10 protein-coding genes and 1 pseudogene are annotated in these 10,860 nt (G+C 63.2%); 6 read left to right on the plus strand and 5 right to left on the minus strand.

The window, feature by feature from the left end:
• Positions 1-465: pseudogene (locus ACTHN9_RS04475) on the minus strand (hypothetical protein); the annotation flags it as partial.
• An 869-nt stretch (positions 466-1,334) separates the two neighbouring features.
• On the opposite strand from ACTHN9_RS04475, the gene ACTHN9_RS04480 reads away from it, so the two are divergent.
• Both ACTHN9_RS04480 and ACTHN9_RS04485 read left to right on the plus strand, forming a co-directional pair.
• On the plus strand, positions 1,335-2,219 hold the full coding sequence (locus ACTHN9_RS04480; RefSeq protein ID WP_440535545.1) for a helix-turn-helix transcriptional regulator: 885 nt from the start codon (positions 1,335-1,337) through the stop codon (positions 2,217-2,219).
• A gap of 292 nt (positions 2,220-2,511) precedes the next feature.
• Positions 2,512-3,447: an autoinducer binding domain-containing protein gene (locus ACTHN9_RS04485; RefSeq protein WP_440535546.1), complete on the plus strand. Its 936-nt coding sequence runs from the start codon at positions 2,512-2,514 to the stop codon at positions 3,445-3,447.
• Between the two features lie 24 nt (positions 3,448-3,471).
• Here ACTHN9_RS04485 and ACTHN9_RS04490 read toward each other — a convergent pair whose 3' ends face one another.
• Complete coding sequence (locus ACTHN9_RS04490; RefSeq protein WP_440535547.1) at positions 3,472-4,263, minus strand: autoinducer binding domain-containing protein; 792 nt, start codon at positions 4,261-4,263, stop codon at positions 3,472-3,474.
• 130 nt (positions 4,264-4,393) lie between these two features.
• Between ACTHN9_RS04490 and ACTHN9_RS04495 the strand changes: the two genes are divergently transcribed.
• Entirely contained in the window at positions 4,394-5,293 is a 900-nt protein-coding gene (locus ACTHN9_RS04495; protein ID WP_440535548.1) for an autoinducer binding domain-containing protein, read from the plus strand.
• Between the two features lie 20 nt (positions 5,294-5,313).
• Here the strand turns inward: ACTHN9_RS04495 and ACTHN9_RS04500 are convergent, their stop codons facing one another.
• The 3 genes from ACTHN9_RS04500 to ACTHN9_RS04510 all read right to left on the minus strand — a co-directional run bounded on the left by ACTHN9_RS04500 (position 5,314) and on the right by ACTHN9_RS04510 (position 7,517).
• Positions 5,314-6,306, minus strand: coding sequence for a threonine ammonia-lyase (locus tag ACTHN9_RS04500; RefSeq protein WP_440535549.1), 993 nt, complete (start codon positions 6,304-6,306; stop codon positions 5,314-5,316).
• Between the two features lie 81 nt (positions 6,307-6,387).
• Positions 6,388-6,654: a type II toxin-antitoxin system Phd/YefM family antitoxin gene (locus tag ACTHN9_RS04505; protein ID WP_440535550.1), complete on the minus strand. Its 267-nt coding sequence runs from the start codon at positions 6,652-6,654 to the stop codon at positions 6,388-6,390.
• Positions 6,655-6,797: 143 nt separating this feature from the next.
• Complete coding sequence (locus ACTHN9_RS04510) at positions 6,798-7,517, minus strand: FadR/GntR family transcriptional regulator (RefSeq protein ID WP_440535551.1); 720 nt, start codon at positions 7,515-7,517, stop codon at positions 6,798-6,800.
• A gap of 210 nt (positions 7,518-7,727) precedes the next feature.
• Between ACTHN9_RS04510 and ACTHN9_RS04515 the strand changes: the two genes are divergently transcribed.
• The 3 genes from ACTHN9_RS04515 to ACTHN9_RS04525 all read left to right on the plus strand — a co-directional run bounded on the left by ACTHN9_RS04515 (position 7,728) and on the right by ACTHN9_RS04525 (position 10,737).
• Positions 7,728-9,053 carry a C4-dicarboxylate transporter DctA gene (locus tag ACTHN9_RS04515; protein WP_440535552.1) on the plus strand — a complete coding sequence of 442 codons (1,326 nt, stop codon included), beginning with the start codon at positions 7,728-7,730 and terminating at the stop codon, positions 9,051-9,053.
• A gap of 148 nt (positions 9,054-9,201) precedes the next feature.
• Positions 9,202-10,218 carry an allantoicase gene (gene alc / locus ACTHN9_RS04520; RefSeq protein ID WP_440535553.1) on the plus strand — a complete coding sequence of 339 codons (1,017 nt, stop codon included), beginning with the start codon at positions 9,202-9,204 and terminating at the stop codon, positions 10,216-10,218.
• 9 nt (positions 10,219-10,227) lie between these two features.
• Positions 10,228-10,737 (plus strand): ureidoglycolate lyase, encoded by a 510-nt coding sequence (locus ACTHN9_RS04525; protein ID WP_440535554.1) that lies wholly within the window; start codon positions 10,228-10,230, stop codon positions 10,735-10,737.
• Positions 10,738-10,860: the final 123 nt, after the last annotated feature.

Consider the following 10,860-nt stretch of genomic DNA (forward strand, 5'->3'; position numbering starts at 1 on the left):
CACCGAGCGCGCCGCGATCGGCCGGCCGAAATCGTTGGTCGTCTTATCCGCCGGCAACGGCCCATCGGTGAACGCCTGGCCCGCCGCGTTCAGCGAGGACATATCGGCGAATTGATGCGTCAGCGCCACTTCGCTGACCGCTTGCGCGAACGGGTCTACCTTCGTGCCCGTGCCGCTCGGTTGCGGATGGTCCACGTTGTATTGCGCCACCAACGCCACCGCCGCACGCTGCAGTTGATCGAGCGTGAGCGCCGCGCCGCTCGCGTCGTTGTCTTTAAGCACCGCTTGGATCGCGCTCGTCAGCGCACCCGTATCGGTCGGTGCGCTGTTGCCCAGCTTAGCCTTGAGCGCTTGCTCGGCCGTGGCGATCTCGTCCGCCTTCGGCGGCGGGGGCGGCGGAGGAGGAGGCGGCGGCGGCGGATAGAGAATCTGCCCGTTGTCCAAGACGATTGGCGCCAGCCCCATTACAGCCTCCCAACCGCTGCCGGTGCGGCGTACGCACCGAGCGTTTCGTGGCGCGCTCGATGGCCTGCGGCGTTGGCACCCGCCTTTATCCGCGGCGAGCTTGGCAGTAACGGGAATGGCAATCGCGCACACGCAGGTGCACCCATCGCGACACTATTCGGCCCGAAGATCATCTCCATTTCCCATGCTGCGCGGTCATACCGCATCAAGGGAAATTCTCGACATCTCCTGTTACCGTTTAATTAAACCAAGCCATTTAAACATTACTGAAATTCGTAGCCGAATCGCATCCATTTCTCATACGCAAGCGAGCACACTACGAGATCCGACCACACATGAAAATACACCTCCATTAACATGCTATCCTGAATAATTCTATCCAAGCTAATCTCACTCACGTCATTCCAGTGTAATTTACGCCATCAGCAATCTCCAACGTCATTGCAACAGACCTCCATCTCATCATCGCCACTTATCTCGCACCATTGGCCAACCAATTCAACAGTTCACGCCAAACATTCAAAACCCAATTCCCGGCTTAGTTAGGAAGCGACAAGCGGCACCAAGTCGTCGCCCCGCTCCCGGCCTCCTATCCGCGAGCCGCACCCGTAGATTTCCCATCGAGTGCGGCACTCGAATGGTCCCCCCCTATCGAACACAAGGCGCCCAAGCGCAGGCGTATTCCCCGCCATTGCGATCTCGCGCGCTCGATCGACCCTGAAGTTCGTAAAATATCTCGCGTCCATTGCCACATGCGTCGTGGACACTACTGAAAAGCCCGATCCTCGTCTCCTTTCTTCGGACTATAGTCGGAGGCCATGAACCGTCGCTCGACCATGCGCAGCGCCGCTTTCAAGATGGAGAGGTGGATGACGAACTTAGAGACTCAGGCTCGCTCGCCGAAAGCGAAAGCAAACAACGAGCGAGACGCACGACGTGCAATCGAATTCATCGAACTGGCCGACTGCCAACTTGTCGTCGGTAATGACGCGGGCCGACCTCGAGACGCCAACAACAGCGACCGCATTTCCGACATTGCGACCGATCTCGCCCGCGCGCATTCGCCACACGAACGCAAACAGTTACTCCGGATCGCGCTGCGCGCGATCGGCTTCGATTGGTTCTGCTATTGCAGGCTCACGCGATTGGGGCAGATCGTCAATCGCGCACGCTACTTCGATCTGTGCTCGCCACCGGGCTGGGCGCAGCGCTATGTCGATCAGCGCTACTTCGACCTCGATCCGCGCATGTCGTTTGCGTGCCGGCACGACTGGCCGCTCGTCTGGGACCATGACACGCTCCGAGCCGATAGCGCGATCGCAACCGGCGAAACGAACGAGCGCACGCGCCGCTTTCTCGAAGACGCCGACGGCTGCGGCACGCGAAGCGGCATCGCCTTTGGGCTCGTCGACCCGAACAGTTTCGAACACAGCGTCATGATTTTCAGCTCGATCAATGCCACGAGCGAATGGATCAACGACCGCATAGTCGGACAGGCCTATGCCTTGGGGCTCGGCATCCATGCCTTCTTAGCCGAGCAAATGGCCGCCATGGCGCAAACGCCGATGCTGTCCGATCTGCAGCGGCGCATCCTGAACTTCACGGCGAGCGGCCTCAGCGATCGGGCGATCGCACAGCAACTGAACATGTCGCGCAGCAACGTCGACTATCACATGCGTCAAATCCGCAAGAAATACGGCGTGCTGAACCGCGTACAGCTTGCTTATCTCGCAGGCCGACTTTTGGTCGTCTAAGCGCGGCACAGACTCGACGGTCAACATCGCGCGGCGCTTTCATCGTCGCCGCACAAAGGCGGGCGATTCTTACCTATACGGCGCCCTGCAGGCGTGCAGTCCTTACCGATGGCGCTGGCTTGATGCAAGCGTCATCGGCAGGCATACCGTGGATTCGTAGTGATTCGATGTTCGTGCACGCAAAAACCCGGGACGACTACTAGATCGCGTTTCGCACGACGGCAGTGGCGGCTGGGATACTGTGCCCTCACACTTCGGCGTGCGGGGACGCCTCTTTCCCGGAGTCAGAATCATGAGTCAGTACGGCATCAGCGATACGGATACCGAAGCGCTGAACTTCCACATCTACGGCGACGCCGACCTCGATAGCGCACCCGAACTGCTCCACGACTTCGATGCGCCCGACGGACAACGGCTTGCCGGCATCGCCTACGAGCTGGCCAGGGCCGACGGCGCGCAGGAACGCCACGCGCTCCTGCGCCCGGCATTGCGCGCGGCCGGCTTCGATACGCTTTGCTACCTGCGCGTCTCGCGCATCGGCGACACGTTCAATCGCATCGTCTACTTCAACGCGTTTTCCCCCGTCGGGTGGGCGCAACGCTATTTGCGCGAACGCTTCTACGAAATCGACGCGCGCCTCGCCTACTCCTGCCGCCATGAATGGCCGATGCTCTGGGACGTCGCGTCGATCGCATCGACACCGCCGCTCACCGGCATCGGATCGAGCAGCACGGGCAGCGCAAGCTCGCTCGCCATGCCGGGCACGTCGGCCGGGGCCCGCGAGGCACGCCTCGTTTCGGCCTCGCGCGAGGCGGGCATGCTGTCGGGCGTCTCCTTCGGGGTCGGCACGCCCGACGCGCTGGATTCGTGCGTCGCGATTTTTTCGAACTCGCAGCCGTCCAAGGCGCGCGTGCCCGACATGTCGATCGGTCATGCCTATGCCCTCGCCGTGGGCTTGCACGAGTTCCTCGCCTTGCGGGCGCCGCAAACCCACCGGCCCACCGGCGCCGCCGAGCTGAGCGACATGCAGCGCTCGATCCTCGAATTCGTCACGCTGGGGCTAAACGACAAGGACATCGCCGAGCGGCTCGGCACCTCGCACCACAACGTCGACTACTATCTGCGCCAGCTCAAGAAGCTCTATCACGCCACCAATCGCGTCCAACTCGCCTACATCGCCGGGCATGTCCTCGGCAGACGCGAGGCATGCCGCGGCGCAACCGTGTAGCCCGGTGCACGGCAACGCGCGGCACTACGACCGGCTCCATCCCCAGCGCGCAGCGAGATAGGCGAGCTGCGCGCGGTTTTCGACGTTGAACATCTTCTGCAGCATCTTGACGTGCTGGGTGACGCGGTGCACCGACAGAGCGACCTCCCCGGCAATCTCGTGATCGGACAGCCCTTTCACGAGCCGCTCGAGCACCGACGTTTGTTCGTCGGTCAGGGTGACGATGCGCGCCATGCGAGCGCATTCTTCGACAAAGGGCTGGACAATGCGACCGATCGTCAGGCTCGCCGCCAGCACCGTTCCCATCGTCCTGTCGTCGATCCAGCTCGTGTCGTTCGCCTCGGCGCTCAACGTCACGGCCACGCGTAAATCCGCGTGCGGGGCGGACAGACCGAGAATAAGGCCGCTGTGCATGGCATGTGCGCGTAATGTCGATAAAAGGCTGCGCACACGCGGCTCGGCCGTATTCGCGCGCGCCTCCAACTCACCGAGATTCCAAGTCACGGGAAGGCCGCTTTCGCGTAATGCAGCGAGCCGTGGATCGGTTTCATAGAGCCGGCTTTTCAAATAGAGGGTAGTAAACGCGACATTCCCCATCTCGCGCATGGCATAGGCACGCAAAATGCGCCGCCCAATGGTTTCCAATGCCATGTAGGAGAAGGTGGAAAACCCTGCCAGCTGTATGCGCTCGCGGCATTCGCGCAGGACGCACGCTTGCCGATCGAGCTGCGGCGTCGCGTCGAGCCGGCTCAAATGAGCCAGCGCGTCACCTTGCGAAAACCATACAAGCGCCGGAAATTCGTCATCGGATGTCATCAGCGAACAACCTCACCCACCGGTATCGTTTTTTTGCGTTTATTATTACGCGATGTTACGCGCCCGAACATAGACGAATCAAACTATGGGTTAAACAGCGTAACCTCAATCCTCGATCGGAGGCTCACCGATGCACTACCCTGCATTGCGCAAGGACGATTCAGCACTGGCTCCGCTTTCGCACTCGTGCGGTACCGAACCGGCGCCCGCCGGCCGAGGCCGAACGATCGAGGTCGTTTGGTGCAACGATCCGCGGCAGATGAGCCTCACCCAACGTCATGCACCGCGCCTCGGTATCGCCACAGCGCTCGCGGCCGCACAAAGCGCGCGCGAGCGTAGCCGGATGGTCAACGGGTTGCTGCACTTGATCGGATTTTCCACCTTTGCCTATTTCGCGCTCGAATTCTCGCGCGAGCGCGTCGAACGCTTGTTCTTGCACGAAGCGTTCATTCCCGGCACCTATCGTGGAGACTACGTGCGCGAACGTTATCACGATGTCGATCCGCGAACGATCGCGGCCCGCCAAGGCAGCCTGCCGCTTGTCTGGGACCTGCAGCAGTTGCATGCGCAACCGCCCGCCGATCATCGCAACGACGCCGCGCAAGCAGGGCTCGACGGCTTCATCAAGATGATGCGCGACGACGGCATGCGCAGCGGGCTCATGTTCGCCATGTCGATACCGGGTACGCGAATGCATGCGTTCATGAGCTTTACGGCCCAGCGCCGCACGCGCGATTGGATCACGTCGACGACGCTCGAGCAGGCGCTTACGATCGGCATGTCGGTCCATACGATCGCGTCGCAGCAATTGACCGCCGCGGCCCGCGAACGCACCGCCGACGGCCTTACCGAGTTCGAGCGCGAATTGCTGCTCGGCATTGCGGAAGGCGCATCGGACAAAGAAATCGGACGGCGCCTCGACACGAGTCCCCACAACGTCGACTATCACCTGCGCAAACTACGCAAGCGCTTCGGGGTGGCAAACCGCACCGAGCTGACCTACCTCACCTCGAAGCTAGAGCTGATTTGAAGCAAACGCGGCGACTAAGGCTAGCGCTCGCGCCCCTCGACGCCGGCGAGCGGCGCTAAGCTCGCCAGCCGTTCGAGCGTCACGTTGCCGCCGCAGGCCAGAACGGCCACGCGCGCGCCGCGCCCGAAGGCCAACCGGCTCTCGAACGCGGCCGCCAGTGCCACCGCACCACCGGGCTCCACGACGAGTTTTGCCTCGTCGAAATAGCGCATGCACGCCGACGCGATCCGCGCTTCGTCGACGGTCACGATGTCGTCGACATAGCGGCGAATCAGCGGGAATGTCAGATCGCCGAGACACTGCACCTTGATCGCATCGGCAATGCTTGCACTGGGCGCATCCATCGATACGCGCTGCCCGCTTCGGAACGATCTACATGCGTCGTCCTCGAGCGCGGGCTCCACGCCGATGACCGCGACGTGCGGGGCCACTTGCTTGATCGCCGCCGCCACGCCGGCGATCAGGCCGCCACCGCCGATCGGCACGAACACGGCCGCCGGCATCCGCTCGCCGCATTGTTGCAAGAGTTCGAGCCCGATCGATCCCTGCCCGGCCATCACGTGCCGGTCGTCGTACGGCGCGATGAGCGTATGCCCGTGCGATTGCGCGAGGTTTTCCGCCAGCGCGCGCCGCGCGTGCGAAGACGGATCCGCCATGACGACGCGCGCCCCCCATCCCTCGGTCGCCGCGATCTTCGCTTGCGGCACATCCGGCGACATGACGATCGTGGCGCGGATGCCGGCATCGGCGGCCGCTTTCGCGACCGCTTGGGCATGGTTGCCCGTGGAATAAGCCACCACGCCTCGCGCGCGCTCGTCAGGGGTGAGCGTCGCGACGCGCCACGTTGCACCGCGGATCTTGAACGAGCCCGTGGGAAGCAGGCTTTCGGCTTTGACGACGATCGGCGAACCTCCGGCCGTATGCCACCGACTCATGTCGACGAGCGGCGACGGCCCCAGTTTATCGGCGAGAAAATCCGCGGCCGCGCGGATGTCGGATAGCGGCAGATTCATTGGGCGGCCTCCTTGGCCGGCTCGGGTCCTGTCGTCAATTGTCGCTCCCAGATGGACATTTGAGAAAAACGAAGTTGACCGTCACCGATCATCTTCCTTATCCAAGTCGGAGAATACCTCACAGGCGCTGCGGAAATGGCCTTGTTCGATCTCGCGATTGCCCAACGCCAGAATCTTGAGCAATGCGAGCGTTTGTTCGTAGTCCTCGTAGGAGCGAACGTCCATGATGACAAGCTTGGCCTCGCCGTTCTGAGTGATGAGCATTGGTTCGCGGCTCTCCGAGATTTCTTTGACGATCTCGGCCGCATGGCTCTTGAGGTAGCTGATCGGTTTCACTTGGGATTTCATGACGGCCTCGCGTCGCGCAGACAAGACCGATCAAAGTTCGATTTCAGTCCTGCCGCGATGCAAAGATTTCAGCCGGTAGGGTCGCTCGAACCGCATGGCTCGTGCGCGACGAGGGCCCGTTTTAGGACTAAGAAACGCTGTCGCTAAGACGCACCATCGCTAGCCGCCCCCTCGCGCGTCGGCGCCGGAAAATGCACGCCGGCACGCTGCGCCGCTGCCGTAATATGCGCCTCGATGCTGCGCCCCGCCGCCTCGCAATCGCGCGCTTTCAACGCATCGAGAATCGCGCGGTGCTCGCGGTACGTCGATTGCAGCAATTCGCGCCGATAAAACGGCAAGCGCTGGCTCTCTTTCATGATCTCGCTGCTGCTGCGCAAGATCGCTTCGATCGCGCCATTGCCCGCCACGGCGACGATCCGCATGTGAAACGCGAAATCCAGCTGGGCCGCAGCGTCGAGATCGCCTTCCGTCAGCGCCTCGCGCAGTTGCTCCATGTTTTGCTCGAGCGCGCCGATCACCTCGTCGGTCATCGCCAGCGCCGCCATGCGAGCAGCGAACCCTTCGAGCGCGTAGCGCACCTGGTAGGTGTCGGGCAGCGACGACTGCTCGGCAAACCGCCACGCCGGCCCGGCCTCGGCGCGCGCACGCTGCACGTACACGCCCTTGCCCGCCCGGATCGTCAACATCCCGAGCGCCTCGAGCGTCGACAGCGCCTCGCGCAGCGCGGCGCGACTGATATCCAACTCCTCCGAGAGCTGGCGCTGCGCAGGCAGCGCACTGCCCACCGGGTACTCGCCGCGCTCGATGCGCTCGCGAATCGTCTCGGTCGCGCCTTCCGTCACCGTCTGGGTCGTACTTCTCATCGTGCTTGGACAATCGCCTGGTCGGACCAGTATTCTAGCGCGCCCCATCCCGCCGCCGCGCGCCGCGCCGCCTTCCTGTCACATTCGACGGGTATACCACTACGATCGCCGCCTTGACGCCACTATATCGGCTTCCTAATCTTCGCAATAAGTCGCGCGGTCTTACCAGTTAGACCAGACGATCGATCCCGCCACCATTTGGAGAAAGCCGTGCTCAGATTCATCAATTCGCTGTTCGGCCGCGTCATGATCGCGCTCGTGGCCGGGATCGCGATCGGTGCCCTATTCCCGCATTTCGGGCAATCGCTGCGGCCGTTCGGCGACGGCTTCCTCAAATTGATCACGATGATCATCGCGCCGATCGTCTTTTGCGTCGTCGTCAGCGGCATCGCCAGCGCCGGCAGCTTGAAGAAAGTCGGACGCGTGGGCGGCAAGGCGATCGTCTATTTCGAAGTCATGACATCGATCGCGCTGATGATCGGCGCCGTGCTCGCGCTCGTCTTGAAACCGGGCGCCGGCATGAACGTCGACGTTCACTCGCTCGACACGCAAGCCTTGACCACGTACACCGAGCACGCCAAAAGCCTCAAAGATGTCGCCGCCTTTCTGCTGAAGATCATCCCGAGCACCGCCTTCGATGCCTTCGCGAAGGGCGACATCCTGCAAGTGCTCGTGTTCGCCGTGTTGTTCGGCTCGGCGTTGTCCCTGCTCGGCGACAAAGCCAAGCGCGTGAGTTCGCTCATCGATGAACTCGCGCAAGTGTTTTTCCGCATCATGGGCTTCATCATCAAGCTCGCCCCGCTGGGCGTGCTCGGTGCCATCGCGTTCACGACGGGCACCTACGGCGTCGCCTCGCTCGAACAACTGGGCCTGCTCGTGCTCGTCTTTTACGCGAGCTGCGCGCTCTTCGTCGTCATCGTGCTCGGCGTGGTGATGAAACTCGCCGGCTTCAACGTGTTCAAGCTCGTGCGCTACCTGCGCGAAGAACTCGTGATCGTGCTCGGCACGGCGTCATCCGATGCGGTCTTGCCCCAAGTCATGCGCAAGCTCGAATGGATGGGCGTCAAGGATTCGACGGTCGGTCTCGTCATTCCCACCGGCTATTCGTTCAACCTCGACGGCTTTTCCATCTATCTGACGCTCGCCGTGCTGTTCATCGCGCAAGCCACGAACACGCCGCTGTCGATGCACGATTTGATCGTCGTCGTGCTGGTCTCGCTCGTGACGTCCAAGGGCGCGCACGGCATTCCCGGCTCCGCCATCGTGATTTTGGCGGCCACGCTCTCGGCGATTCCGGCCATTCCCGTCCTAGGCCTCGTGCTGATTCTTCCGGTCGATTGGTTTGTCGGCATCGCGCGTGCCGTGACCAACTTGATCGGCAACTGCGTGGCGACGGTAGTCGTCGCGTCCTGGGAGCGCGACATCGATCGGGCGCGTGCTCACCGCGTCCTCGATCAAGACCCCGAGCTTCGCTTCGTGCAAGAAGCCGCCCTGCCGGAACTCGATACGCCCGCTCACGGCGCTCCCGCTCTCTGAGCAAGCGCCCCGGCACGACCGCGCAGGACCGCGCAGGACCGCGTAGATCGCGCATAGCCGCGCACGACCCCACCGCCCATCCGACCGTCGAAAGAGGCCGCCCCGCCTCTTTCGCTCCATTTCCTCTTCGACTACCGAGCACATCATCATGGCCATTGCGACTCTCGATCCCAACGCCCCCGATTTCACGCGCCGCTGTCTGAATTTGGCCGATCCGCGCCTAGGTGCCAAAGCGCTGGCCGCGAGCGACGAATTCTTCGCGCCGAAAGAGCGGATGCTCGATCCCCAGCCGGCGGTGTTCATCCCCGGCAAGTACGACGACCACGGCAAATGGATGGACGGCTGGGAAACGCGCCGCAAACGCACGACGGGGCAGGATTGGTGTGTCGTCAAGCTGGCACGGCGCGGCACGATCGAAGGCGTCGACATCGACACCAGCCATTTCACCGGCAATTTCCCGCCCGCCGCATCGATCGAGGCCTGCGCCAGCACGAGCGAGCTGCCGCCCGACGACGCTCGCTGGCACACCGTAGTCCCGCCCACGGCGCTGCAAGGCAACCAGCATCACTATCTCGCCGTGCATCACGCCGACACGTTCACGCACATCCGCATCACGCTGTTCCCCGACGGCGGCGTGGCGAGGCTGCGCATTTACGGCCGCCCCGCGCTCGAGGATGCCCTCGCTTCGTCCGCCGCCGGCGAAGGGCTCGATCTCGCCGCCGCCGTCAACGGCGCCTATATCGTCAGCGCGAACAATCAGCATTTCGGCCTTGCATCGAACATGCTCCTGCCCGGCCGGGGCGTGAACATGGGCGACGGATGGGAAACGCGCCGGCGCCGCGAACCGGGCAACGATTGGGCGATCGTCGCCCTCGCGCGTCCCGGCATCATCCGCAAGATCGAAGTCGACACCGCATTCTTCAAAGGCAACTACCCCGACCGCTGCTCGCTGCAGGCGGCGTACGTCAAAGGCGGCACGGACGAATCGCTCGTCACGCAAGCCATGTTCTGGCCCACCCTGCTGCCCGAGCAATCGTTGCGGATGGACAACCAGCACTTTTACGAGCGCGAGATCGCCGCGCTCGGCGCGGTCACGCACGTGCGGTTCAACGTCTTCCCCGATGGCGGCGTCTCGCGGCTGCGCCTGTGGGGCGAGCCCGCCTAAGGAGGCCCCATGAGCCGCACGCTCCTGCTCGAACCCCTCACGCGGGCCGCGTTCGCCCCGTTCGGCGATGTGATCTCGCTCGACGGCGCCCGCCATTTCCCCATCAATGGCGGGACGACCGAGCGTTTTCACGATCTTGCGACGATCGACCTCGGCGAACCCGACGGACGCACGCTCGTGAACGTGTTTCGCGGACAACCGCGCGCGCTGCCGTTCGAGATCGCGATGATGGAGCGCCATCCGCACGGCAGCCAGGCGTTCATTCCGCTGTCGGACGTCCGCTACCTGGTGGTGGTCGCACCCAGCGGGCCCTTCGACGAGCGGCAAATGCGCGCGTTCGCCGTACAAGGGCGCGTGGGGGTGAACTACGCGCGCGGCGTCTGGCACCACCCATTGATCGCGCTCGATGCCGTGGCCGATTTCCTCGTCATCGACCGCGGCGGCAACCTGCCCAACTGCGACGAGATCGAGCTGGCGCAGCGTTATCGGTTGAGCTTCGACGAATTGGCCGTGACGTGATGCCCAGGCGCGGCGGGGCGACGCCACCGAGCCCCGCCCCCCTTGTGCCCCCGCTTTCCCCGCCCCCTCCCGCCCTCTGAGCGCTACCGCGATTGCCGGTAAAATGGCCGGCATGGACAAGTG

The sequence above is a fragment of the Trinickia sp. genome, from assembly GCF_051953405.1.
In the GTDB taxonomy this organism is placed as follows: Bacteria; Pseudomonadota; Gammaproteobacteria; order Burkholderiales; family Burkholderiaceae; genus Trinickia.

Excerpts from the sequence above, each read along its gene's own strand:
- ACTHN9_RS04490 (WP_440535547.1), bottom strand. The coding sequence starts at position 4,263 with ATGACATCCGATGACGAATTTCCGGCGCTTGTATGGTTTTCGCAAGGT.
- ACTHN9_RS04510 (WP_440535551.1), bottom strand. The coding sequence starts at position 7,517 with ATGAGAAGTACGACCCAGACGGTGACGGAAGGCGCGACCGAGACGATT.
- ACTHN9_RS04485 (WP_440535546.1), top strand. The coding sequence starts at position 2,512 with ATGAGTCAGTACGGCATCAGCGATACGGATACCGAAGCGCTGAACTTC.
- ACTHN9_RS04495 (WP_440535548.1), top strand. The coding sequence starts at position 4,394 with ATGCACTACCCTGCATTGCGCAAGGACGATTCAGCACTGGCTCCGCTT.
- ACTHN9_RS04480 (WP_440535545.1), top strand. The coding sequence starts at position 1,335 with ATGACGAACTTAGAGACTCAGGCTCGCTCGCCGAAAGCGAAAGCAAAC.
- ACTHN9_RS04525 (WP_440535554.1), top strand. The coding sequence starts at position 10,228 with ATGAGCCGCACGCTCCTGCTCGAACCCCTCACGCGGGCCGCGTTCGCC.
- alc (WP_440535553.1), top strand. The coding sequence starts at position 9,202 with ATGGCCATTGCGACTCTCGATCCCAACGCCCCCGATTTCACGCGCCGC.
- ACTHN9_RS04505 (WP_440535550.1), bottom strand. The coding sequence starts at position 6,654 with ATGAAATCCCAAGTGAAACCGATCAGCTACCTCAAGAGCCATGCGGCC.
- ACTHN9_RS04500 (WP_440535549.1), bottom strand. The coding sequence starts at position 6,306 with ATGAATCTGCCGCTATCCGACATCCGCGCGGCCGCGGATTTTCTCGCC.